Origin of the sequence: Streptomyces sp. NPDC021093, from assembly GCF_044333135.1 — a bacterium.
In the GTDB taxonomy this organism is placed as follows: domain Bacteria; phylum Actinomycetota; class Actinomycetes; order Streptomycetales; family Streptomycetaceae; genus Streptomyces.
Genome location: NZ_JBIRQJ010000007.1, coordinates 63,539 through 87,394, shown reverse-complemented (window position 1 = coordinate 87,394; position 23,856 = coordinate 63,539). Strand labels below are relative to the sequence as shown.

Sequence of the window (23,856 nt, the reverse complement as noted above, 5' to 3'; positions counted from 1 at the left end):
CAAAGACGTGTCGGAGCCGGCCTGTTCCCCGGCTCCGGCCATCCCCGCTTCCCGCCCTCCGGGTGCACGAACACCCGGGGGGTGGGCGGTGGGGGCCGCTCTCGGATCGTCACGACACCGCCCTGACCTGTGGGATCACCGGGACGAGACGCGGAAGCCACGGCCCCCGAAGCCCCCTCACGGCTTCGGGGGCCGCGGCATTTCCCGGGGCGGGCTCCGCGTGGGGTCCGCCCCCTTGACCACCCGGGTGGGGTCAGTTTCTGCGGCGGTCCTTCAGGTAGTGGGTCAGGGACTCCTGGCGCTGGGTCTCCGCGTCCTGCAGGGCCGCGGCCAGGGTCGTCAACTCCTCGTGGATCAGGGTGAGTTGGTGCTCCAGCTGGCGTTCCGGGGGTTCGTTCCCCGGGGTGAATCGGGTCCACCAGCGGGCTCGGACGAAGGTCTCCACCGCTTCCGGTACGTCCTCGCGGACCGCTCGGGCCAGGGTGTGGAAGGAGTCCGGGTCCGTGTGCCACTCCCCGTGCGCGACGAGCGCGTCCAGCAGCCCGTCCAGTTCGGTCAGCCGTCCCGAGGCCGCCGGAGGGAGCTGGATCGACGCCAGGTACTGCCGGAGTCGTACGAAGTCCTCGCGCAGCACGTCCAGTTGCTCCGCCGCGTCCGGGAAGTGCGGTGCGGCGACGCGTTCGGGCGGGGCGATCAGTGCGCCCGCCCCGTAGAGGCCCGCGACGACGAGCGGCCAGTAGGAACCGGCCGCGCCCGTGAAGGTGAGGGCCAGCCCGGCGAGTCCGCCCGCGCAGCCGGCCAGGTTCTTCCGGGACTCCGCGAAGCGCAGAAGCCGACGGCCGACGGGGCGTGCCCTACTGGTAGCCACGGATCTCCTCGAAGGCCCGGTCCAGCGACCCCTGCTTGGCGTCGAAGAGCTGCCCGCCCGTGAGCGACGCGAGGTGCTCCAGTTCCAGGCGGCTGGCGTCTCCGAAGAGGACGGGGAAGACGGGTGTGCCGCGCCGTTCGGCGGGCAGCGCCGCGTAGTAGGCGTCGAAGTCCTCGGCCGATTCGCCCTCGGTGTTCTTGCCGTCCGTCATCAGCACGATGCTGGTGAAGGCACCGCCCGGCGGGCCCAGCCGTTCGTACGCCTCGCGCAGACTGCTGTAGATCGCGGTCCCGCCGTACGGTTCCAGACCCGCGGCGTCCGCCCGGATCGCGTCGAGCGCGGTGCCGGGCCGCGCCGGGTCGACCGTGTGCCGCACGACCCGCCTGACCTCCGTCCCGAACGGCATCAGCGTCACTTCCTCCCGGTCCCGGAAGCGCTGCCCCACCGGGGAGTCGGCCGTCCCCGTCAGCCGGCCGAGCGCGTCCTTGAGCTGTCGCAGCCGCTCGCCCGCCATCGACCCCGACGTGTCGAGGACGTACACGGTGCGCGAGGGGCGGCGCAGTACGTTCTCGTACGAGGCGAGCAGCCCGTCGGCGACGGACCGCGACCCGGGGAACGGCAGCTCGCGCCGCGCGGAGGCCCCGGACGCGGGCGGCACGCCGACGACCGGCCGCCGGAAGGTCCGGGCGGCGAGGGACTTCTGGACGTCCGCCCGGCGCAGATGTGCGGTCAGCTTCGTCGCGTCCTCCTTCGCCCGCTCCGATGCCGAGGCCAGCAGTGAGAAGGGGTAGTCGGCGGTGACGACGCCGTCCCGGGGCCGGATCACGGTCAGTCCGGCCCGCCTGTCCCGGTTCATGGTCAGCAGCACGGACTCGTAGTTGATCAGTGCGTCGACGCGGCTGCTCCGGGTGTAGGCGTTGGCCAGCCACCCCGAGGACCCGGAGGTCAGCTCCTGTCCGACGAAGAACTCCTTGAGCCGGGGCGTGACCTTCCGGACGTCCGCCTCGGTGAGCGCGCCCTGTGCCTTCGAGAGCCCCGAGGCGACCGAGATCAGCGCGGCGAAACCGGAATGGGAGCGCACCGGGTCGGTCATTCCGTACGTCAGCCTCCCGGCGGCGACGGCCCGGTGCACGTCTGTCCAGCCGACGTCGTCCGGCTTCCAGCCCAGCCGCTTCAGCTCAGCCGTCCGTACCCCGATCGCGACCGGGGAGGTCATCACGGACGTCTCGGAGGTCAGCTTCCCGGCCGCCTCGGGCCGCAGCCGCAGGTAGTCGTTGGAAGACAGCCACACCGCGTCGTACGCCCCGTCGGCCTTCCCCGACGCGACCTGCTCGACGGCGTCCAGCGTCCCGGCCCAGGTGGCCCGCACCTCGACCCCGGTGTCCTTCCTGGCCCGTTCGAGGACGGGCGCCATGTCGGACAGCTCGCTCGAAGCGAGCACCCGCAGCGTCCCGGTCCGGTACGCGCCGTCGTCGCGCGGCGGGTCGTCGGCATCCGCGCACCCGGCCAGCGTCGTCGCCAGGAGCAGGGCGAGCGCCCCCGCCCGTACGCGCCCTCTCATCGAAGGCCTCCCTCGGATCCCCGGCTGCGCTCCAAGTACCCGCCTGCGGCGGCGAGTTCGCCGGAGAGCGACTCCACCGTCGTCGCCATCGCCTCGGTCGCCTGCGCCTTGTACGTGTCGATGGCGTCCAGCGTCGCGAAGATCTCCCGGAACGCGACCCGCAGCGTCTCCGGGCCCACCGCCGGGTCGGCGGCGATCCGCTGGATCTCGCCGCTCTGCGTGGCGAGCATCTGCGCGTTGGCCCGGATCAGTTCCTCGGTCGTGCCGCGCAGGGCGTTGACCTGCCCGATGACCTTCTGCTGGTTCTCCAGCGCGGACGCCAGCATCACCGCGATGCGCAGTGCGGTGACGGTCGTGGTGGCGGCGCGCTCGACGCCCTTGATCAGTTCTTCGTTGTTGCGGCGTACGACGTCCATGGCCAGGTAGCCCTGTGCGCAGACGGCGAGCTGGGTCAGCAGGTCCTGGTGCTTCTGTCGTACGGGGAAGAGCACATCGGCCCGCAGTGCATCGGCCCGCACCGGGTCGGCCGTCTCCGCGGCGGTCACCCGCTGCTCGACGGCCTCGTCCAGCGCGGCGGTCAGTACGGCGTACTCCTGGAGCTTGCCCATGGTGTCCCAGAGCCGGGCCCGCTCGGTGTGCAGGGCGGCGTTGTCGCGCCGCAGTTCGTCCTGGCCGCCCCGCAGCGAGCCCACGATCTGGTTCAACGTCCCTTGTGCGGAGGCGTACTTGGCGAGGTGGTCGCGGAACCGGTTGCCGCCGGGCAGCTTGCCGAGCAGCCGCCGGACGCCCCGCCCCGGAGTGTCCCCGGGATCCAGGTCCTCGACGGTGCGCAGGAGCTCGACCAGCGAGGAACCCACCCGGGACTGCGCGTCCTCGCCCTCGCTCGTCAGCGACCGTACGGTCCGGTCGAGCATCCGGTTCGACTGCTGGGCGGCGCCCCGGATCTCCCCGCCGCCCAGTGCGGTGATCTCGTTGATCCGGGTGGCGAACTCCGGGGACCGCGCGTCGAGCCCGGAGAGCGAGTCCACGTACGCGGCGGCCCGGCGCGCCATCTCCTCGCGCACCGCCTCGTCCACCGGAACCAGCCCGGCGGCCTGCTCGGCCCGCACCGGCGCGACGGCCTCCGGTGGTGTCAGTACCAAAGGCGTTTCCGCTGTCGTCATCACGATCCCCCCTGTGCGCGCCGCGCCAGCGCGTGCAGCACCGCGGAGGTGGGCACGGGCGCCTGGCGGACACCGGTCAGCGTCCGATTCAGATACGAGGCGTACGGCGCGGTCGCCGCCGCGAAGTCACCCGGAGCGCCCTGCGGCCGGAACCCGTGCCGCACCGCGAGGGCCCGCAGCCGGGCGTCCGACACCAGCAACTCGCCGAGCTCCCGGCCCACCCGGGTGACCGGAACCACCGTGTGGTCGCTGCTCACGGTCGTGTCCGGGTAGAGCACCACCAGGTCCCCGGCGGCCTGCTTCTGCATCAGCAGCGAAGCCACCTGTGACTCGTACACCAGCACCAGCGGATTGCCCACCCCGCTGATGAAGTCCCGGAACGGCGCGTCACTGCTGGTCTGCTGCGCCCCCTGGACGGCGACGAGCTTGCGCAGCAGCGGCGCGGTGCGCCCCACCGCCGCGTCCCCGTCCGCGACCCGCCCGCCGTCGGCGACGTACGAGGCGGCGGCCAGATACAGCGCCCCGGAGCTGGAGGACCCCGGATCGGTGGTCGAGACGAAGACCGCCCCGCCCAACTCCCCGTACTTCTCCGCCCCCTTGAGCTGCTGCCAGCTGCGGTCCGCCCCCGCGGCGGCGAGGAACTCCTTCATCCGCAGCGTCCCGGAGTGCGTGCCGCGCAGTGTCACGAGCCCGGCGTCGGCGAGCACCCGGGCCGCGTTGCTGTGCGCGACGACGACCAGCGGCGAGTAGAACGGCCGCAGCGGGCCGCCGCCCCCGCCGGTCTTCCTCCGCAGCTCGTCGGCGGGTGCCCGGCTCGAAGGGAAGACGAAGTCGTAGCCCTTCAGGGGCAGTTGCTCCATCGCCCAGGACCCGGACGTCTCCGCCCGTACGGTGTATCCCCTGGCAGCAAGGGCCTTCACCACCTCCGGGTCGGCGAAGAACTCTGCCTTCTCCGATCCGATCACTCCTCGCACGGTCTTCGTTGCCGTGCCCGGGCCTGTGCCCGTGTCCTGCTCTTCGCGACCTGCCACGACGGCAACTGCCACACCGCCGATCAGCAGCACCGCCAGGACGATTCCCAGGATGCGTCTCACAGCTGCAGAGTGCTCCCGGAAACCCACGTTCCGGGCGGATCCGGGTGAACGGCAGGTGTACGTCCCATCCCAGTACGCAACCGGAACTCGGCCTGCCGGTGCGGGAGTTGGGGGTCGTACCCGTCAAAGGGAAAGTTGGTGGCACCCGGTCCACGGGCCTCCGCGGCCGTGGACCGGGGCCGATCAGAGGCCGGCCGGGGTGACCGGGTCGGCGGACGCCGCCGCCGTGTGCGCGTCCATGCGCTCGGCGGCGAGGATCGCAGCGGCGGTGTCCGCGCGCGAGGCGGCGACCACGAGGGCGCGGCCCGCGAGGGCGTGCGCGCGGCGGTGCAGGGCGGCGGGGGCCTCCCGGCGGTGCCCGGCGTGCCGGGCGGGCGGGGCGCCGCGCAGCCGTGCGACCTGTACGGCGATGCGGTCGGCAGCCGTGCCGAGCCCGAGTTCGTCCGTGACGGCGAGGAGGGCGGACAGGTGCCCGGCGAGCTGGATGTCCAGCTCCTCCTCGCGCGTGCGGTGCGGGAAGCGGGTGTCGGCGTCGGTCATGGAATGGACCGACTTGGTGCGGATCGGCTCGTACATGACGGATGGCCTCCTGCTCTCGCGTCAGGAAGCCATCCTATCTTAGATTCGGTCTAAAGTAGAGCGCCTAGGGGCGCGGGGAACTGCGCGACCAGCCACGACGAAGCCGCACGTACGAAACCCGCCCCCTGCCCCCTGCCCCCGCCCCCGCGGAGAGCGCTCAGTGCTGGCCGTATCCGTCCAGGAAGTTCCCGATCCTCGTCACCGCGTCCGCGAGGTCCTTCGCGTTCGGCAGCGTCACGATCCGGAAGTGGTCCGGCTCCGGCCAGTTGAAGCCCGTGCCGTGCACCACCATGATCTTCTCGGCCCGCAGCAGGTCGAGGACCATCTGCCGGTCGTCCTTGACCTTGTAGACGTTCGGGTCGAGCCGCGGGAAGAGGTACAGGGCGCCCTTCGGCTTCACGCACGTCACGCCGGGGATCTGCGTCAGCAGGTCGTACGCCGTGTTCCGCTGCTCCAGGATCCGCCCGCCCGGCAGCACCAGGTCGTCGATCGACTGCCGCCCCCCGAGCGCCGTCGCCACCGCGTGCTGCGACGGCATGTTCGCGCACAGCCGCATGTTGGCGAGGATGGTGAGCCCCTCGATGTACGACGAGGCGTGCGCCTTCGGGCCGCACACCGCCATCCAGCCGCTCCGGAAGCCCGCCACCCGGTAGTTCTTGGAGAGCCCGTTGAAGGTGAGGACCATCAGGTCGGGGGCGATCGCGGCGGTCGGGGTGTGCGTGGCGCCGTCGTACAGGATCCGGTCGTAGATCTCGTCCGAGCAGACGATCAGGTTGTGCCGGCGGGCGATCTCGGTCAGCCCGCGCAGCATCTCGTCGTCGTACACCGCACCCGTCGGATTGTTCGGGTTGATGATGACGATCGCCTTGGTGCGGTCGGTGATCCTGCGCTCGATGTCCGCGAGGTCGGGCATCCAGTCGGCCTGCTCGTCGCACCGGTAGTGCACGGCGGTGCCGCCCGCGAGCGAGACGGACGCGGTCCACAGCGGATAGTCCGGGGCCGGGACGAGTACTTCGTCGCCGTCGTCGAGCAGTGCCTGCATCGACATCTGGATCAGCTCGGAGACGCCGTTGCCAAGGTAAATGTCCTCGACGTCGAGGTCGATTCCCTTGGTCTGGTAGTGCTGCATCACCGCACGCCGCGCGGACAGCAGCCCCTTCGCGTCCCCGTACCCGTGCGCACTGCCGAGGTTGCGGAGCATGTCCTCCAGGATCTCGGGCGGGCACTCGAACCCGAAGGCCGCCGGGTTCCCGGTGTTCAGCTTGAGGATGCGGTGTCCGGCCGCCTCAAGACGCATCGCCTCCTCAAGCACCGGTCCCCGGATTTCGTAACACACGCCTGCGAGCTTCGTTGACTGGATCACCTGCATGACGGCGAGCTTACGGCCGGGTAAAGCGGGATGCGCGTGATTACGCCCCGGTCGCCCGCAGGAGTGCGCAGCCGCCGCCCGCCGCATCTTCCATCGCAAAGCGCACACCGGCCACGGCCCGCCGAAACACAGGGGCCGCCCCGGCCGACGGCTACGAAACCGCCCGAAGGTCCGGTCCGGGTGTCGTGCGTCACGCTCGGACCCCGCCCGCTGCCGTCGGCCCCGCCGTTACCCCGCCCTGCGCACCGCCCGCCCCGCCAGCACGTCCGTCCGCCGGCCGTCCCGCATCACGAACCTCCCGTCGATGAGTACGTGCGGAATGCCCACCGGCAGCGTGCGCGGGGCCTCGAAGGTGGAGCCCGCCGCGACCGTCGCCGGGTCGAAGAGGACCAGGTCGGCCCGGTAGCCCTCGCGGACCAGGCCCCGGTCCGGGAGCCGCAGCCGGGCGGCCGGGCGGGAGGTCAGGTGGGCGACGGTCTCCTCCAGCGAGAGGATGCCCAACTCCCGTGCGTACCGGCCGAGATACTGCGGGAAGGTGCCGTACGCGCGCGGGTGCGGCTTGTAGCCCTGGAGGATGCCGTCGCTGCCGCCGGTGTGCACGCGGTGGCGCATGATGGCCCGCACGTTCTCCTCGTGGCCGACGTGCTGGAGGATCGTCGAGCCGAGCCGGTCGTTGATCAGCAGCCGCCGGGCGGTCGTCCACGGGGCCTCTCCGCGCTGGGCGGCCGAAGCGGCGATCGTCTTGCCGACGCAGCCCGCGAGACCGGGGTCGGAGACGCCCGAGACCTCGATGGTGTCCCACTCGATCGGCACGCCGTGACAGCCGTCCGCGCCGATCACCTCCATGTGGTGGCGGATCTTCTCGGCCGTCGCGTCGTCCTGGAGCCTGGCCATGATCGAGTCGGGGCCGCCCTCGCTCGCCCAGCTCGGCAGCATCGCGACGAGCGTCGTACAGCCGGGGGTGTAGGGGTACGTGTCGAGGCTGATGTCCGCGCCGTCGGCGAGCGCCTCGTCGAGGAGGGCGATCAGGTCGGGGGCCCTGCCCTTGTTCACGCCGAAGTTCATGGTGGCGTGCGCGAGGTGCAGCGCGCACCCGGCGGTGCGGGTGAGCTCGACCATCTCCTCGTACGCTTCGAGCGCCCCGGCGCCGTACGAGCGGTGGTGCGGGCAGTAGTAGCCGTCGTACGAGGCGACCACCCGGCACAGCTCGGTCAGCTCGGCGTCGTCCGCGTACATGCCGGGGGTGTACGTCAGCCCGGAGGACATCCCGACCGCGCCCTGCTCCATGCCGTCCGCCACCAACTGCCGCATGCGGTCCAGCTGTCGGGGGGTGGCGGGCCGGTCGTCCCAGCCGACGGCGTGCATGCGGACGGTGCCCTGCGGGATCAGGTACGCGGCGTTGACCGCGATGCCCTGCCCGCCGAAGTTGCGGTCGAGCCGGTCCAGGTACTCGCCGACCGTGCGCCAGTCGAAGTCGATGTCCGAGCCGTCGCCGTTCCACCCGGTGATCGCGGTACGGACGGCGGCGAGGGTGCGGTCGTCGACGGGCGCGTACGAAAGGCCGTCCTGCCCGAGCACCTCCAGCGTGACGCCCTGCGCGGCCTTCGCGCTGTGGTCCGGGTCGCGGAGCAGGGCGAGGTCGGAGTGGGCGTGCATGTCGATGAAGCCGGGGGAGAGGGCGAGCCCGTCGGCGTCGAGGACGCGCGTGCCGGTGAGACGTCCGTCCCGGGAAATGGTGGTGATACGGCCTTCGGTGATGCCGACGTCGGCGCGGTACGACGCACCGCCCGAGCCGTCGATCACCTGCGCGCCGCGTATGACGAGATCCATGACGGCGGCCCTCTCAGAAGAACGTACGGACGAAGTCGACCACGCGGCCTTCGGCGTCGACGACCGGGATGAGCTGCCACTTGTCGAAGATCGTGCACGGGTGGGACATGCCGAGGCCCACCCAGTCGCCGACCTCCAGTTCGGCGCCCGCCTCGGTGCTCAGCCAGCCGTGCTGGTCGGAGAGGCCGGTGAGCGTGATGCCGGTCGCCGGGCGGACCTGGCCGTCGCGCGCGGAGCGGACGACCTGCGCCTCGGGGAGATGGAGGTCGTACGCGGCGTCGCGCTTGCCCGCGTTGACGAACGCCTGCGCCGGCGTCGGCCGGGACACCACCTGCGCCCAGAGCCGGAAGGCGGGCTGCAACTCCCCTTCCTCGGGCACCCGGTTGAAGGGGGTCAGCTCCTTGTAGTGGCCGTCGTCGTGCGAGACGTACGCACCGGAGCGGAGCAACTTCAATACGGGGCGGGAGAGTTCGGGGATCTCGGCGAAGACGTCGGCGACCGCGTCGAACCAGGCGCTGCCGCCCGCGCTGACGACGATCTCCTCCGGGCCCTCGGCGAAGCGCCCGGCGCGGTCGAACTCGACGGCGAGGGTGACGAGTTCGCGCAGCCAGGACCGGACGCGCCCGCCGTCTGCCTTCGGCACCTCGCCCTCGTACCCGGCGACGCCCACCAACCGCAGCGTGCCCGTCGCGGCCACCGCGTCGGCGACCCGCGCGCAGTCGGCCGGGGTGCGGGCCCCGGTGCGCGCACCCTCGCCCGCGCCCAGCTCCACCACCACGTCCACCGGGCGGGAGCCGCCGGCGGTGCGCAGGGCCTCGTCCATCAGCTCGACGCCGCGCACGGAGTCGACGTAACAGACGAAGGTGAAGCCGGGGTCGGCGTCGAGCTCGGCGGAGACCCAGCGCAGGGCGGCGGCGTCGACGAGCTCGTTGGCGAGGAAGATCCGCGGGATGCCGTACGCGCGGTACACGCGCGCCTGGTGCGGGACGGCGGCGGTGATGCCCCACGCGCCGTGCTCCAGCTGGCGGGCGAAGAGCTGCGGGGACATGGAGGTCTTGCCGTGCGGGGCGAACGCGAGGCCGTGGCGCTCGGCGTACGTCTCCAGCAGGGCGAGGTTGTGCTCCAGGGACTCGGCGGAGAGCGCGAGGAGCGGGGTGGTGAACCCGCCGTCGAAGACGTTGCGGCGCTGGGCGGCCAGCTCGCCGACGGTCAGTCCTGCGGCCTCGGCGTCCGGGGGGAGGGCCTTGAAGCGGTGGGTGACGGGCTCGTGTGCGAGCTCCTGCACCTCCGGCGTTGCCTGCTCGGCTCCCATGGGGCTCCTCCCTCCAGGGCGTTGCAAATATTGCAACGCCCATTGCGTATATCGCTCCCCGATGTCTAACATCCGAGCCGTGTCCGCACAACAGCCAGGTACAGGTACCCAGACCGCCCACGGCGAGGTCAACGCCGGTGTCGACGTTTGCGCCGTCGATGCTTCCGCTGCCGCCGTCGACGCCCCCGTCGACGTCGACGTCGTCTGCCTCGGTGAGTCCATGGTCACCTTCCTCCCCTCCCGCCCCGGACGTCTCGCCGACGTGCCGTCCTTCGGCCGCACCATCGGCGGCGCCGAGTCCAACGTGGCCTGTGCGCTGGCCCTGGGCGGGCACCGGGCGAAGTGGGTCAGCCGGGTCGGCGAGGACGGCTTCGGCACACATCTGCTGGACGCGATCGGCGCGTACGGCGTCGACGTGTCGGACGTCGCCCGCGACCCGCACCGCCGTACCGGCATCTACTTCCGCACCGCCGACGACCGCGACGACGCCACCCACGAGGTCGCCTACTACCGGGCGGGCTCCGCGGCCTCCGCGATGTCGCAGGACACGGTGGAGCGCGAGGCACTGTTCGGTGCGCGGGTGCTGCACCTGTCCGGCATCACCGCCGCGCTGTCCGCGGACTGTCTGGCCCTGATGCGTACCCTCTGCACCCCCGCCGACGGCCGCCCGCTGCTCTCCTTCGACGTCAACCACCGCCCCGGGCTGTGGAGTTCGCCGGAGGAGGGCGCCCGGGTGCTGCTGGACCTGGCCCGCGGCGCCGATCTCGTCTTCGTCGGCGAGGACGAGGCGGAGGCGGCCTGGGGCGTACGGGGCGGAGTGCACGCGGTGCGCGAGGCCCTGCCGGAACCGGCGGTCCTGGTCGTCAAGCAGGGTGCGGCGGGAGCCACCGTCTTCGCGGGAGGTCCCACCGACGGCGAGGGGGGCGGCGAGGTCCACCACGTCCCGGCCCCCCGCGTCGACGTCGTCGCCCCGGTCGGGGCGGGCGACGCCTTCGCCGCCGGGTTCCTCTCCGCGACACTGCGCGGACTCGACGTACCGCTGCGGCTGCGGCACGGGCACCTCGCCGCGGCCGCCGCGCTCACCGTGCCCGGCGACGTGGCCGCGGTGCCCGCCAGGGAGCACGCCGACGCGCTGGCCGCACTCGACGCGGACGCCTGGGGGAGACTGCGTCTGGGCCCCGGATGGACCGAGACCGGGCCGCACCAGGAGGCACGTACAGCATGAGTCAGACCGTGGACCGGGCTTTGAGTATTCTTCCCCTGCTCGCTCAGGGGCCCGCCGACCTCGGGCAGGTCGCGGAACGCCTCGGCGTGCACAAGTCGACGGCGCTGCGCCTGCTGCGCACGCTCCACGAGCACGGCCTCGTACACCGCCAGCAGGACCAGCGCTACCGCCTCGGCGCCCGCCTCTTCGCCCTCGCCCAGGAGGCCGTCGAGAACCTCGACGTGCGCGACGTCGCGCACCCCTACCTCAAGGAACTCAACGCCGAGTGCGGACACACCGTCCACCTCGCGGTCCGCGAGGAGGGCGAGGTCCTCTACATCGACAAGGTGGAGAGCCGCTACCCGGTACGGATGTACTCGCGCATCGGCAAGCCCGTCGCGATCACCGTCGCGGCGGTCGCGAAGCTCCTCCTCGCCGACCTGCCGGAAGGCGAGCGGCGGGCGATCGCCGAGAAGCTCGAATACCCCCAGTACACCTCCCGCTCCACGCCCAACTCCGCGGCATTCCTCAAGGAGTTGACGCTCGTACGGGAGCAGGGCTGGGCCACCGACCTCGGCGGCCACGAGGAGTCCATCAACTGCGTCGGCGCGCCGATCAGGGGCGCCGACGGCAAGGTCGTCGCCGCGATGTCGGTGTCCGCACCGAACGTCGTCGTCACCCGGGAGGAACTCCTCACACTCCTCCCGCTGGTGCGCCGCACGGCGGAGGCGATCAGCCGCGAGTACTCCGGCACCGGAGAACTCCCCGGCACCCCCATTCCCCCGAACACCTCACACACAAAGGCAAGTTCATGACCGACAAGCTCCAGAAGACCGCGATCACCCCGTCCACGCACACCGCCCCGCCCGCGAAGTTCTCGCACGGCGTGCGCAAGGGCAACCTGCTCCAGGTCGCCGGTCAGGTCGGCTTCCTCCCGGCGGTCGAGGGGCAGGCCCCGACCCCGGCAGGCCCGACCCTGCGCGAGCAGACCCTCCAGACCTTCGCCAACGTCAAGGCGATCCTCGAAGAGGGCGGCGCGAGCTGGGAAGACGTCATGATGATGCGCGTCTACCTCACGGACGTGGACCACTTCGCCGAGATGAACGCGATCTACAACGAGTACTTCGCCGACCTCAAGGAAGCCCCGTCGGCCCGCACCACCGTGTACGTCGGCCTGCCGGCCGGCCTCCTCATCGAGATCGACGCCCTCGCGGTCCTCGGCTAAAACCCTGACCCAACCCCTCCGCCAACCCTCTCGCCCGACGCCCCCGGCCGAAGCCCCTCCGCCAAGCCTCCCGGACTGAAGCCTCCCGGACTGAAGCCTCCCGGGCCGAACCCTCCAAGGCCGGGGGCTTCCCGGGCCGAACCTCCTAGGCCGGGGGCCTCCTGGGCTGAGCTCGCGGCTGAGTCCCCGGCCGAGCCCTCCCCGGCCGAACCCTCCCTGGCTGAAGCTCCGCCCCCTCGGGGCCGAAGCCCCCTCTGAGCTCACGGCGCGGCGCGCTCCCCATCCCCCCCCCGTACGGAGGAGCCGCCGTGCCGTGATCCCCCCTGCGCCACATCCCCAGCAAGAAGTCCTTGCGCGCCCAAGTGAGCCCGGAAACAACGGAGTTCTCCCATGCTGCTCGCCGCCTCCGCACCCCCCGTGACAACGACACCGCACACGGGCGGTCTCCTCGCCCTCATCGGCGGAACGCCCGGCCTCCTCACCGTCGCCGCCCTCGGTATCGCCCTGCTCCTCCTCCTGATCATCAAGGTCAGGCTCCAGCCCTTCGTGGCGCTGCTCGCGGTCTCCATAGCCGTCGGCCTCGCCGCCGGGCTCTCGGTCACCGAACTCTTCGGCACCGTCCAGAAGTCGGCCCTCCCCTCGGTCATCGAGTCCGGCATGGGCGGCATCCTCGGCCACGTCGCGATCATCATCGGACTGGGCACGATGCTCGGCGCGATACTCGAAGTCAGCGGCGGAGCCCAGGTGTTGGCCTCCCGCCTGCTGGGCCTCTTCGGCGAGAAGCGCGCCCCGCTCGCGATGGGCCTCACCGGCCTGATCTTCGGCATCCCGGTCTTCTTCGACGTCGGCATCTTCGTCCTCGCCCCGATCGTCTACGCGGCGGCCAAGCGCAGCGGCAAGTCGGTCATGCTGTACGCGATGCCGCTCCTCGCGGGCCTGTCCATGACCCACGCGTTCCTGCCCCCGCACCCGGGCCCGGTCGCCGCCGCGGGACTCTTCAAGGTCTCCCTCGGCTGGGTGATCATCATGGGCATCGTCGTCGGCATCCCCGCCGTTCTCGCCGCCTGGGGCTACGCCGCCTGGATCGGCAAGCGCATCTTCGTACCCGTACCGCAGGACATGGTCGAGGCGGCCGAGGAGGCCAAGGCGGCCGTCGCCGCCGAACAGCAGGCGGCCGGCGTGCAGCCGCGCGAGGACCCGGTCTCCCTCGCCACCGTCCTCACCATCATCGGCACCCCGCTCGTGCTGATCCTCGGCGCGACCTTCTCCTCGATCGCCCTCGCGGAGTCCACCCTCCGCTCGGTCATCGAGTTCTTCGGCAACCCCTTCGTCGCCCTCACCATCGCCCTCCTCCTCTCCTACTACCTGCTCGGCATCCGCCGGGGCTGGTCCCGCAAGTCCCTGGAGGCGGTCTCCACCGCGTCCCTCAAGCCCGTCGGCAACATCCTTCTCGTCGTCGGCGCGGGCGGCATCTTCGGCGCGGTCCTCAAGGGCAGCGGCATCGCGGACGCCCTCGCCAAGACCTTCGACAACATCGGCCTGCCGATCATCGTGCTCGCCTGGCTGATCTCCGTCGTGCTGCGCGTGGCCCAGGGCTCGGCGACGGTCGCGATCGTCACGACGGCGGGCATCGTGGTCCCGATGGTCCAGGGCCAGGACCTCTCGCAGCCCCACCTCGCCCTGATCATCATGGCGATCTCGGCCGGCTCGATCTTCGCCTCGCACGTGAACGACGGCGGCTTCTGGATGGTCGCGAAGTACTTCGGCATCTCGGAGCGCGACACCCTGAAGTCCTGGACGGTCCTCGAAACGGTCCTCTCCGTGGCGGGCTTCGCGGTGGCGGCACTGCTGAGCCTGGTGATCTAGGGCGGGCAGCCCCCGGCCATACTGGGACGCCGACGAAGCGGCAGCGGGAACAGATCAGGAACAGAGGGGCTGAAGGCAATGGGTCAGTACGGACAGGGGCAGCAAGGCCCCATACCCCCGACCGCACCCGGCGCCTTCGGCCCGCCGCCCCAGGCCTTCGCCCCGGGCGGCCCACCGCCCACGGCTTTCGCTCCGGGAGGCCCGCCGCCCCAGGCCTTCGCTCCGGGCGGCCCGCCGCCCCAGCCCTTCACCCCGGGCGGCCCGCCGCCCCTCCACGCCCATGCCCCCGGCCCCGAGTTCCTCGCCGCCGACAAGCGTTTCGGGGTGGTCGTCGACTCGGCCGGGGTGGCCTTCGACGCGGACGGGCAGGGTGCCGAGTTCCCGTGGCACCAGCTGAGCACGGTGCAGTTCCGGCCGAGCCCGGTCGGTCATCGGCTGATGGTCGCGGCCGTCCTGCCCGACGGCCGCTTCTTCGAGTGCGTCGTGAATGCCCGAAAGGCGTCCGTGCTCCAGCAGTGGCTCGGCGAGCTCGCGTACGTCACCGGGCACTACCTCGCTGCCCGCGGATACCCGAACAGCACCCCGTAGCGGGCTCGAACGGCTGCGATACGGAGACGATCCGCCGCGCGCTCTTGTGCTGAGCCCGCCCGCCCGTCACGGTGATCCGGATCACCACGGGGGACAACGGGAGGCAGGAAACACCATGTCAGACAGCGTGCAGCGCAACGGCGGGAGCGCCGGAGCGACACCCGAACTCGCCGACTCCGGTATGCGCAAGGCGAGTTGGAAGTACATCGGCCCCGGCATCGTCGTCGCCGCCACCGGCGTGGGCGCCGGTGACCTCGTCGCGACCCTCATCGCGGGCAGCAAGTTCGGGTACACGCTCCTCTGGGCGGCGATCATCGGCTGCCTCGTGAAGATCTCGCTCGCCGAGGCGACCGGCCGCTGGCACCTGGCCACCGGCAAGACCCTCTTCGAGGGCTGGCGCAGCCTCGGCCGGTGGACGACGTACTACTTCGCGGTGTACGTGGTCGTGTGGGGCTTCGTGTACGGGGCGACGGCGATGTCCTCGTCCGCGCTGCCGATCGCGGCGCTCTTCCCGGACGGCCCGAGCATCAAGTTCTGGGCGATCCTGTGCGGCCTGCTCGGTCTCGCCTTCGTGTGGTTCAACCGGTACGCGGTCTTCGAGAAGTTCATGACGGTCGTCATCGGCATGAAGTTCCTGGTCGTCGTGTACGTGGCGATCCGCGTCGCCCCCGACCTCGGCAATGCGCTCAAGGGCCTGGTCCCCACCCTCCCGGACGGCTCCCTCTTCTACACGCTCGGCCTGGTCGGCGGCGTCGGCGGCACCATCACCATGGCCGCGTACGGCTACTGGGTGAACTCCAAGGGCTGGACCAACGCGAGCTGGATGAAGGTGATGCGGCTCGACAACCGCGTCGCGTACATCACCACCGGCGTCTTCGTCGTCGCGATGCTGATCATCGGCGCCGAGCTGCTGCACTCGTCGGGCGTCGCGCTGGGCAAGGGCGACAAGGGCCTGGTCGACCTGGGCGGCGTACTGGAGGACAAGTTCGGCGCCGTCACCGCGAAGCTCTTCCTGATCGGCTTCTTCGCCACGTCGTTCGGCGCGCTGGTGGGCGTGTGGCACGGGGTGAGCCTGATGTTCGCCGACTTCGTGGAGCGCTTCGTGCGGGAGCGCAAAACGGGGCAGCCGGTGACCGGCATGGTCGAGGAGGTCGCGGCGGGCAAGCGCGAGAAGTCGGTGCCGTTCCGGGCGTACCTGCTGTGGCTGACGTTCCCGCCGATGGCACTGCTCTGGCTGGACCAGCCGTTCGGCCTGGTCGTGGTCTACGGCGTGCTCGGCGCGTTCTTCATGCCGTTCCTGGCACTGACCCTGGTGTGGCTGCTCAACTCGTCCCGTACGCCCGGCGAATGGCGCAACGGCCTGCTGAGCAACGTCATGCTCGCGCTGGGCGGACTGCTCTTCGTGGTGCTGTGCGTGAAGCAGGTCATCGACCTGTTCTAGTGCGTCTCGTACGGTACGGGGGGCGGGGGTCACGCGCGGACCCCCGCCCCCGTACCGTCGAAGCCCTTCAGGAGCCCGTCCTACGGCATCGCCCGCACGTGCGCCCCGACCGACTTCGACCACTCGTGCCCGTCGGTGGCGTCCCAGTTGGTGGACCAGGCCATCGCGCCGCGCAGCCCCGGGTACGTCTTGGCGGGCTTGAACTTTCCGCAGCCGGTGCCCTTGGTCAGGCAGTCCAGGGCGTTGTTCACGACGGCGGGTTCGACGTAACCGGCGTCCTTGTTCCGCTTGTTGGAGGGGAGGCCGAGGCCCACCTGGGACGGGTCGAGGCCGCTCTGCAGCTGGATGCAGGCGAGTGCGGTGAGGAAGTCGACGCTGCCCTGCTGGTACGTCTCGCCGTCGCAGCCCTTCATTGAGCCGGAGTTGTAGAACTGGGTGTTGACGACGGTCAGGAAGTCCTTGATGTTGAGCGCGGTCTTGAAGTAGTCGCTGTCCTTCGACTGCATGTCCACGGTCTGCGGCGCCATGGTGACGACGAGCTTCGAACCGACCTTCTGATGCAGTGACTTGAGGGCTCGCGTCATGTACTCGGCGCTGAGCCCGTTCTCCAGGTCGATGTCGACGCCGTCGAAGCCGTACTCGGTCATCACCTTGTGCACGGAGTCCGCGAACCGCTTCGCGGAGGCCCCGTCGTCGACCTCGACCTTGCCGTTCTCACCGCCGACCGAGATGATCACCGACTTGCCGGCCTTGCGCTTGGCGGCGACGTCCGCCTTGAACTCGGCGACGGTGTACCCGCCGAGTGCCTTCGAGGCGAGGGTGAAGCCGACCTCGCCCTTCTCGCCCGCCAGGTCGGCGAAGGAGACGGCGATGATGTCGTACGCGTCGGGGACGTCCCGCAGCTTCTCGACCTTGGCGCCGTTGGTGAAGTTCTGCCAGTAGCCGGTGAGGGCGTGCGCGGGGACCTGGGGCGCACCCGCCGCCTTCCGGGCAGGGCTCTTCTCCGCCGGACCTGCCCCGTCGTTGTCGTCCGGGGACGAGCACGCCCCGAGGGCCCCGGTGACCAGAACGGCCGCCGCCGTGCCGATCGCGAACCGGCGGCGGGTACGGGATGTGCTGAGCACGTGCTGTCTCCAGTCGGAAGAGGCGTCTGAAAAGGGGTGAACCGATCAAAGTGGTTCAGACCAATCCAGATGTCAAATGGATTCAGTGGATCTGGGGCGGATCCAGGTGGGCAACGTCCAGTGGATCACGGAAGCCCATTGTCGGCCGCTTCCGGCCCCGGCGCCGAAGAATGGCGTGAAACCCACTCCCGTCGACCCCAAGTGGAACGCATGATCACAAGCGGTAGCACCACGGTGACATGCGGTCGCCGCGACCCGAGCCGGAAAAGCGGAGCCAAACCTTCACTTCGCAATGATCAACTTCTCCGTAATTCAGGTGAGTTGAGAGGCGTACGGGATCTCTGGAAGCTGTTCTCTACCACGAATGACGTGGCTAAAGTGCTGATGCACCACGTGTGAGCGGGGAACGGGCGGGCGACGAGGAGCGGGGACATCGACGTGCCGACAGCGATAGCCGTGACCAGTGCCGACCTGGTGCTGCCGCCGACCGACCACCAGACCCCGGCCGCGATCCTCCTCCAGGGCCCCGACACCCAGTCCCTGGACGACGCGCTCGCCGAAATGACCGTCACGCTCGAACGGCACGGACACGTCGTCGCCCTCTACCCCGCGTCGATCTCCGCCGCCCACGAGCGCCGGCTGCACACGGTCCGCTCGGTCCTCGAAACCGACCGGATCGCCCTCCTCAAGCTCGACCTGCCACCGCTGGGCATCGCGGTCCTCACCCGCCAGCTGCGCCAGCTCTCCGTCTGCGACTTCAGCGCGGGCGTCGTCGCCTCCGCCGCCCGCCTGCTCTCCCACTACGTCTACGCGGGCGCGCTCCTCAACTCCGTCACCAAGCTCGACCGCATCCCGGTCAGCCTGAAGTCGCACGCGAAGTCGTGGATGCCGGGCACCCAGTTCGCCGTCACGGCCAACCCGGAACCGCAGCTGATCAAGGTCGGCGGCGAGGAAACCCTCTCCGGCCCGGAATTCTCCACCCAACTGGCGATCGCCCACGGCCAGTTGTCCGCCACCTGGGTCACGGAGACCCTGGCCCCCGGCTGGCAGGTCCAGGGCATCCAGGAGGTCGAACTCCCGGCCGGGTCCTCCACCTGGTGGGGGACCTCCAAGCTGGTCGAGTTCGCGGCCTTCCTGCCCGACATCTCGGTCCTCTACCAGCTGGTTTCCTCGGTACGGCGCGAGCAGTGTCACTGGTGCGGAATCCAGCTGATAGGAGACCGCTGCGGCTTCTGCTCGGCCCCGGTGGCGCCGGCCGAGAACCAACTGCACGCGGCGGGTGTCCTGAACCGTGGCTCGACGTAACGCACGTACATGTACGCAACGCACGTACATGTACGCACCGCACACCACACAACGCACGCAATGCCCGCCACGCACCACCTGTGCCCGCCCCCTCCGCCCCCTGCCCGCGCACCACCACGCTCACCGTCCGTCGAAGGCCCGCTCCCCCCGGGTCCCACGTTCCTGATCGAGGTAACCGGCACCATGAATTCACGTCAGCGCCGCGGCATCATCCTGCTGCTCCTGTCGGTCCTGTGCGCCATCGGCGCGTTCGTCGGCGTGCTCTCGGTGATCCGCGACGTGAACTCGAAGGTCGGTCCCGAAGTGACGGCGTACCGGCTCAAGGGGGACGTGGCCCCGTACAAGGCGCTCAGCGACGCACAGTTCGAGAAGATCGAGATGCCGAAGCGCTGGCTCTCGGAGAACGCGATCACGGACATCTCCGAAATCCGCGGCAAGATCGCCGTCACCCAGCTCAAGGGCGGCTCGCTCCTCCAGACGGACATGCTCGTCAAGAAGCCGGAACTGGCCGCGGGGGAGCAGGAGATCGCCATCATGATCGATGCGGCCACGGGGGTGGCGGGGAAGATCAATCCGGGGGCTCGGGTGAACATCTACGCGACGTTCGAGGGCAAGGAGAAGACCGAGGCGGACCAGTCCCGGGTCATCGTGGCCGGGGCACGGGTGCTCGACGTCGGCAAGATCACCGTTCTCGAACCCTCCAGGGAGGACCGCAACCGCGCCAACACGGACGCGGTTCCGATCACCTTCGCCCTCAGCACCCTCGACGCCCAGCGCGTCGCCTACGCCGAGTCGTTCGCCAAGCACGTCCGGCTGGCCCGGGTGGCCGACGGCAGCGACCCGAACGTCACTCCGCGGGACCGTACGTACACGCTCAACGGGGACAAGTAGTGATCCGGAGCCACGCAGTCACTCGGGGACAAGTAGTGAGGACGGCCGCATGACGACGCGTATCCTCCCGGCGGTGGGCGACCCGGACGCCGCCCGCGCCATCATCACCCTGCTCAGCCAACTCCCGGACGCCGAACCGGCCTCGCCCGCCCCCGACTCGACCTCGCTGCTCGACACGCTCGCCCGGCTGGCGGGCGAGTCGCTGGACGAGCTGCCCGAGGTGGTGCTGGTCCACGAGCGGATCGGCCCCGTGCCGGCCCTGGAGCTGATCCGCGAGGTGGCGCTCCGCTTCCCCGCCGTCGGCGTCGTCCTGATCTCCGCCGACACCAGCCCGCAGGTGTTCACCGCGGCGATGGACTCGGGTGCGCGCGGCATGATCGGACTTCCGCTCGGATACGAGGAGCTGGCGGGCCGGGTGCACAACGCGGCCTCCTGGTCCGTGGGCGTACGACGCCACCTGGGTGCAGGCCCTGACGTCTTCGCGGGGCCCGGCGGCACCGTCGTCACCGTGACCGGCGCGAAGGGCGGCATGGGAGCGACCCTGACGTCCGTCCAACTCGCCCTGGCAGCGCGGGCGTCCGGCAGGTCGGTCGCCCTGGTCGACCTCGACCTCCAGTCCGGGGACGTCGCCTCGTACCTCGACGTGCAGTTCCGGCGCTCCATCGTCGACCTCGCCGGGATCTCCGACATCTCGCCCCGCGTCCTCCAGGACGCCCTCTACACCCACGCCACCGGCATCGGCCTGCTCCTCGCCCCCGCCGAGGGCGAACGCGGCGAGGAGGTCACCGACCGGGTGGCCCGCCAGGTCGTCAGCGCCCTGCGCAACCGGTACGAGGTCGTGGTCGTCGACTGCGGAACCCAGATGAACAGCGCCAACGCCGCAGCCGTCGAAATGGCCGACCAGGCGCTCCTCGTGGTCACCCCCGACGTCGTCGCGGTACGGGCCGCGAAGCGCATGGTCCGGCTCTGGGAGCGGCTCCAGATCCGCAAGGCCGAGGAGACGACGACCGTCGTCAACCGGCACACCCGCAACAGCGAGATCCAGCCCTCCCTGGTCGAGCGGATCACCGGCACCAAGGTCGCGCGCAGCGCCGTCCCCTCCCACTACAAGGAACTCCAGTCGGCGGCCGACGCGGGCCGCCTCCAGGACCTGGACAGCCGCAGCACCGTCAAGCAGGCGCTGTGGGCGCTGGCGGGGGAGCTGGGTCTGGTGAAGACGGCGGAGACGGCACAGGGCGGCCGCGGCGGCCGGCTGCGCAGCGACAGGGGGGCGGTCGGGCTGCGGGGGCGCAGGGACCGTACGAAGGGCGACAGGGGCGCGCTCACCGTCGAGTTCGCCGGGATGGCGCCGCTGATCCTCTTCGTACTGGTGCTGCTCTGGCAGTGCGTGCTGTGGGGCTACACCTTCACGCAGGCGGGGAACGCGGCGGACGAGGGAGCACGGGCGGCGGCGGCCGCGTACGCGTCGGGCGGCGACGGAGCGGGGGCGTGCCGGGAGGCGGCGTTGAAGAACGTGGCGGCGAGCTGGCGGGCGGGCGCGGACGTGGGGTGCCTTCCCGCCGCTGCGGGCGGGGTCGTGACGTCGACCGTGAAGCTGAAGACCCCGATGCTCTTCCCCGGCGCGGTCAACCTCCCGTGGATCGTCACCGGCAACGGCGGAGCGGCCAGCGAGGAGGCCCCGGAATGAGCACGCCGGTAGCGCACACGACGACTCGGCCACGGCTGTGGGACGCCCTGCGCGCCAAGGACCGCCGCGACCGTGGCTCCGCGATCCTCGAATTCACCGGCTTCCTGCCGATCCTGCTGATCGTCGCCGTCGCCGTCATCCAGCTCGGTCTCATCGGGTACGCGGGCTCGCAGGCCGGTACGGCGGCGAGAGCGGCGGCGCGGGCGGCATCTCTGGAGCCGGGTACCGGTCAGGCCGCAGGTCTGGCCTCGATCAGTGGCTGGATGCGGGGCGGCGCCACCATCTCCGCCCCGGACGGAGATTCCGTGGTCGGTACGGCCACCATCCAGGTCCCGTCCGTGTTCCCCGGGATCAACCTCTTCGGCCCGGTGACCCGCACCGTCACCATGCCGCGCGACGAGCCCCTTTAGAGGAGCCCGCGCACCCCGCACCCTCCACCCCGCACACGTACAAGAAACGGACCCACATGAGCCTGCGGCAACGTATCGCCGCCCCCGAGGACCACGGCGGGGGGCGGGAGGACGGCCACCTGGTCGCCACCTACCGGGCGAAACTGCTCGAAGAGATCGACCTCGCCGAGATGTCGTCCCTCGCGGCGGCCGAACGGCGGGCCCGCCTGGAGCGCGTACTCGGCCACATCATCAGCCGCGAGGGCCCGGTCCTCTCCACCGCCGAGCGCTCCCAGCTGATCCGCCGCGTCGTCGACGAAGCCCTCGGACTCGGCGTCCTCGAACCGCTCCTCGAAGACGCCTCCATCACCGAGATCATGGTGAACGGCCCCGACTCGATCTTCGTCGAGCGCGCCGGGCGAGTCGAACAGCTCCCCATGCGGTTCGCCTCCACCGAGCAGCTCATGCAGACCATCGAGCGCATCGTCTCCACCGTCAACCGCCGCGTCGACGAGTCCAACCCGATGGTCGACGCCCGCCTCCCGTCCGGCGAGCGCGTCAACGTCATCCTCCCGCCGCTCTCCCTCACCGGCCCCACGCTCACCATCCGGCGCTTCCCGAAGGCGTACCGCCTGGACGAGCTGATCGCGCTCGGCACCCTGGACCACCAGATACTGATGCTGCTGTCCGCCTTCGTCCGGGCCCGCTTCAACGTGATCGTCTCCGGCGGTACGGGCTCCGGAAAGACCACCCTCCTCAACTCCCTCTCCGGCCTCATCCCGGAGCGCGAGCGCATCATCACCATCGAGGACGCCGCCGAGCTCCAGCTCCAGCAGGCCCACGTCATCCGCCTCGAAACCAGGCCGCCCAACGTCGAGGGCAAGGGCCAGATCACCATCCGCGACCTGGTCCGCAACTCCCTCCGCATGCGCCCCGACCGCATCATCGTCGGTGAGGTCCGCGGCGGCGAGACCCTCGACATGCTCCAGGCCATGTCCACCGGCCACGACGGCTCGCTCGCCACCGTCCACTCCAACAGTGCCGAGGACGCGCTGATGCGCCTCCAGACCCTCGGCTCCATGTCCGAGGTCGAGATCCCCTTCGAGGCGCTCAAGGACCAGATCAACAGCGCCGTCGACGTACTCGTCCAGCTGGACCGCCTGCCCGACGGCTCCCGCAAGATCAGCGAGATCGCCCTCCTCGTCTCGCACGGCCGCGAACAGTTCCAGATCGCGACCGTCTCCCGCTTCCTGGCCCAGCCGATGAGTGCCGACCGTCTCGTCCACGGCTACTTCGAGCACCTGCCGCTGCCGCGCCGCACCGCGGAACGGCTCTACCTCGCCGGCGAACCCATCCCGCCCGCCTTCGGCGTGGTCGACGACCACAACCCCCTCCTTCTCCGAGAGGCCCAGTAGGTACGGCTATGGACAACCCCGCAATGCTGGCGACGGGCGCGACGCTGCTCTGCTGCGTCCTGGCCGTCCTCGGCATCCACACCTACTCCTCGGGTCGCGCCCAGCGCGCGGCCCTGGAGGACCGCCTCGCCCTCACCACCGGGCACTCCTCGGGACGGCGCCGCAACTTCGCAGCCATCGACCGCAGGCTCCGCAGGACGGCCCTCGGCAAACGCCTCCAGCTGCGACTGTCGGCGACCGGACTCGACCTGACACCGGGCGAGTTCTTCGTGTACGTCCTGGGCGGCGCGGCCGCGCTCTGGCTGATCGCCAGCTCGGTGCTCGCCCCGTTCTTCGGCCCGGTCGCGGGCCTGGTGGCGATCTGGGCGGCCAACACCTTCCTCAACTGGCAGCGCCAGAAGCGCATCGAGGCGTTCATCAACCAGCTCCCCGACCTCTCCCGCATCCTCGCGAACGCGACGGCTGCGGGCCTGGCCCTGCGCACGGCGCTCGGCATGGCCGCCGAGGAGCTGGAGGCCCCGGCGGGAGAGGAACTGGCAACGGTGGCGAGCCAGTTGGCGGTGGGCCGCTCGATCGACGACGCCCTCGGTGAACTCGCCGAACGTCTGCCGTCCCGCGAACTCGTCGTCCTGGTCACGACGCTGGTGCTCTCCAACCGGGCGGGCGGCACCGTCGTCGGCTCCCTGCGGAACCTCACCGAGACGTTGGAGGAGCGCAAGGAGACCAGGCGGGAGGTCCGCACGATGCTGTCGGAGGTCAATGCCACCGCGTACACGATTCCGTTGCTGGGGCTCGGGGCAATGATCATGCTGAACTCGATGACGCCCGGTTCGCTCGCCAAGATGACCGGCAACCCCATCGGCCAGGCCGTCGTCATCGTCGCCATCGCCCTCTACGCACTCGGATTCATCGTCATGCGACGTCTCGGCAAGATCGAAGTCTGAG

General features: G+C 70.7%; 21 protein-coding genes. 12 read left to right on the top strand and 9 right to left on the bottom strand.

Features of this window, described 5'->3' with window-relative positions; all coding sequences use genetic code 11:
• Positions 1-253: 253 nt before the first annotated feature.
• The 8 genes from ACH4SP_RS22395 to ACH4SP_RS22360 form a co-directional block, all read right to left on the bottom strand.
• On the bottom strand, positions 254-868 hold the full coding sequence (locus ACH4SP_RS22395; RefSeq protein ID WP_398417304.1) for a hypothetical protein: 615 nt from the start codon (positions 866-868) through the stop codon (positions 254-256).
• Complete coding sequence (locus ACH4SP_RS22390; RefSeq protein ID WP_398417303.1) at positions 855-2,429, bottom strand: substrate-binding domain-containing protein; 1,575 nt, start codon at positions 2,427-2,429, stop codon at positions 855-857. The genes ACH4SP_RS22395 and ACH4SP_RS22390 overlap by 14 nt, the downstream gene beginning before the upstream one ends.
• Positions 2,426-3,592 carry a toxic anion resistance protein gene (locus ACH4SP_RS22385; RefSeq protein WP_398417302.1) on the bottom strand — a complete coding sequence of 389 codons (1,167 nt, stop codon included), beginning with the start codon at positions 3,590-3,592 and terminating at the stop codon, positions 2,426-2,428. Before ACH4SP_RS22385 ends, ACH4SP_RS22390 begins: the two co-directional genes overlap by 4 nt.
• Positions 3,592-4,713: a hypothetical protein gene (locus ACH4SP_RS22380; RefSeq protein WP_398417301.1), complete on the bottom strand. Its 1,122-nt coding sequence runs from the start codon at positions 4,711-4,713 to the stop codon at positions 3,592-3,594. Before ACH4SP_RS22380 ends, ACH4SP_RS22385 begins: the two co-directional genes overlap by 1 nt.
• Positions 4,714-4,869: 156 nt before the next feature.
• Complete coding sequence (locus ACH4SP_RS22375; RefSeq protein ID WP_398417300.1) at positions 4,870-5,262, bottom strand: hypothetical protein; 393 nt, start codon at positions 5,260-5,262, stop codon at positions 4,870-4,872.
• 160 nt (positions 5,263-5,422) lie between these two features.
• Positions 5,423-6,634, bottom strand: coding sequence for a pyridoxal phosphate-dependent aminotransferase (locus ACH4SP_RS22370; RefSeq protein ID WP_398417299.1), 1,212 nt, complete (start codon positions 6,632-6,634; stop codon positions 5,423-5,425).
• A gap of 228 nt (positions 6,635-6,862) precedes the next feature.
• Positions 6,863-8,464 (bottom strand): amidohydrolase family protein, encoded by a 1,602-nt coding sequence (locus ACH4SP_RS22365; protein ID WP_398417298.1) that lies wholly within the window; start codon positions 8,462-8,464, stop codon positions 6,863-6,865.
• Between the two features lie 13 nt (positions 8,465-8,477).
• Entirely contained in the window at positions 8,478-9,776 is a 1,299-nt protein-coding gene (locus tag ACH4SP_RS22360) for an amino acid deaminase (RefSeq protein ID WP_398417297.1), read from the bottom strand.
• 220 nt (positions 9,777-9,996) lie between these two features.
• On the opposite strand from ACH4SP_RS22360, the gene ACH4SP_RS22355 reads away from it, so the two are divergent.
• The 6 genes from ACH4SP_RS22355 to ACH4SP_RS22330 all read left to right on the top strand — a co-directional run bounded on the left by ACH4SP_RS22355 (position 9,997) and on the right by ACH4SP_RS22330 (position 16,100).
• Positions 9,997-11,001: a sugar kinase gene (locus ACH4SP_RS22355; protein ID WP_398417750.1), complete on the top strand. Its 1,005-nt coding sequence runs from the start codon at positions 9,997-9,999 to the stop codon at positions 10,999-11,001.
• A complete protein-coding gene (locus ACH4SP_RS22350; RefSeq protein ID WP_398417296.1) occupies positions 10,998-11,795 on the top strand; it encodes an IclR family transcriptional regulator in 798 nt (265 codons plus the stop codon). Before ACH4SP_RS22355 ends, ACH4SP_RS22350 begins: the two co-directional genes overlap by 4 nt.
• A complete protein-coding gene (locus tag ACH4SP_RS22345; RefSeq protein ID WP_398417295.1) occupies positions 11,792-12,205 on the top strand; it encodes a RidA family protein in 414 nt (137 codons plus the stop codon). The genes ACH4SP_RS22350 and ACH4SP_RS22345 overlap by 4 nt, the downstream gene beginning before the upstream one ends.
• A 390-nt stretch (positions 12,206-12,595) precedes the next feature.
• Entirely contained in the window at positions 12,596-14,071 is a 1,476-nt protein-coding gene (locus tag ACH4SP_RS22340) for a GntP family permease (RefSeq protein WP_398417294.1), read from the top strand.
• Between the two features lie 78 nt (positions 14,072-14,149).
• The gene (locus ACH4SP_RS22335) at positions 14,150-14,659 is read left to right on the top strand and encodes a hypothetical protein (RefSeq protein ID WP_398417293.1); all 510 of its coding nucleotides are present in this window, start codon (positions 14,150-14,152) and stop codon (positions 14,657-14,659) included.
• A gap of 181 nt (positions 14,660-14,840) precedes the next feature.
• On the top strand, positions 14,841-16,100 hold the full coding sequence (locus tag ACH4SP_RS22330; RefSeq protein WP_398417749.1) for an Nramp family divalent metal transporter: 1,260 nt from the start codon (positions 14,841-14,843) through the stop codon (positions 16,098-16,100).
• 80 nt (positions 16,101-16,180) lie between these two features.
• Here ACH4SP_RS22330 and ACH4SP_RS22325 read toward each other — a convergent pair whose 3' ends face one another.
• Entirely contained in the window at positions 16,181-17,224 is a 1,044-nt protein-coding gene (locus ACH4SP_RS22325; RefSeq protein WP_398417292.1) for a chitinase, read from the bottom strand.
• Between the two features lie 438 nt (positions 17,225-17,662).
• Between ACH4SP_RS22325 and ACH4SP_RS22320 the strand changes: the two genes are divergently transcribed.
• The 6 genes from ACH4SP_RS22320 (at position 17,663) to ACH4SP_RS22295 (ending at position 23,855) form a co-directional block, all read left to right on the top strand.
• Positions 17,663-18,529: a hypothetical protein gene (locus ACH4SP_RS22320; RefSeq protein ID WP_398417291.1), complete on the top strand. Its 867-nt coding sequence runs from the start codon at positions 17,663-17,665 to the stop codon at positions 18,527-18,529.
• Positions 18,530-18,712: 183 nt separating this feature from the next.
• Positions 18,713-19,420 carry a Flp pilus assembly protein CpaB gene (gene cpaB / locus ACH4SP_RS22315; protein WP_398417290.1) on the top strand — a complete coding sequence of 236 codons (708 nt, stop codon included), beginning with the start codon at positions 18,713-18,715 and terminating at the stop codon, positions 19,418-19,420.
• A 49-nt stretch (positions 19,421-19,469) separates the two neighbouring features.
• Positions 19,470-21,107, top strand: coding sequence for a CpaE family protein (locus ACH4SP_RS22310; protein ID WP_398417289.1), 1,638 nt, complete (start codon positions 19,470-19,472; stop codon positions 21,105-21,107).
• Positions 21,104-21,517, top strand: a complete 414-nt coding sequence (locus tag ACH4SP_RS22305; protein ID WP_398417288.1) for a TadE/TadG family type IV pilus assembly protein — start codon at positions 21,104-21,106, stop codon at positions 21,515-21,517. The genes ACH4SP_RS22310 and ACH4SP_RS22305 overlap by 4 nt, the downstream gene beginning before the upstream one ends.
• A 56-nt stretch (positions 21,518-21,573) precedes the next feature.
• Positions 21,574-22,911 carry a CpaF family protein gene (locus tag ACH4SP_RS22300; protein ID WP_398417287.1) on the top strand — a complete coding sequence of 446 codons (1,338 nt, stop codon included), beginning with the start codon at positions 21,574-21,576 and terminating at the stop codon, positions 22,909-22,911.
• Positions 22,912-22,919: 8 nt separating this feature from the next.
• Complete coding sequence (locus ACH4SP_RS22295) at positions 22,920-23,855, top strand: type II secretion system F family protein (RefSeq protein ID WP_398417286.1); 936 nt, start codon at positions 22,920-22,922, stop codon at positions 23,853-23,855.
• Position 23,856 lies beyond the last annotated feature (1 nt).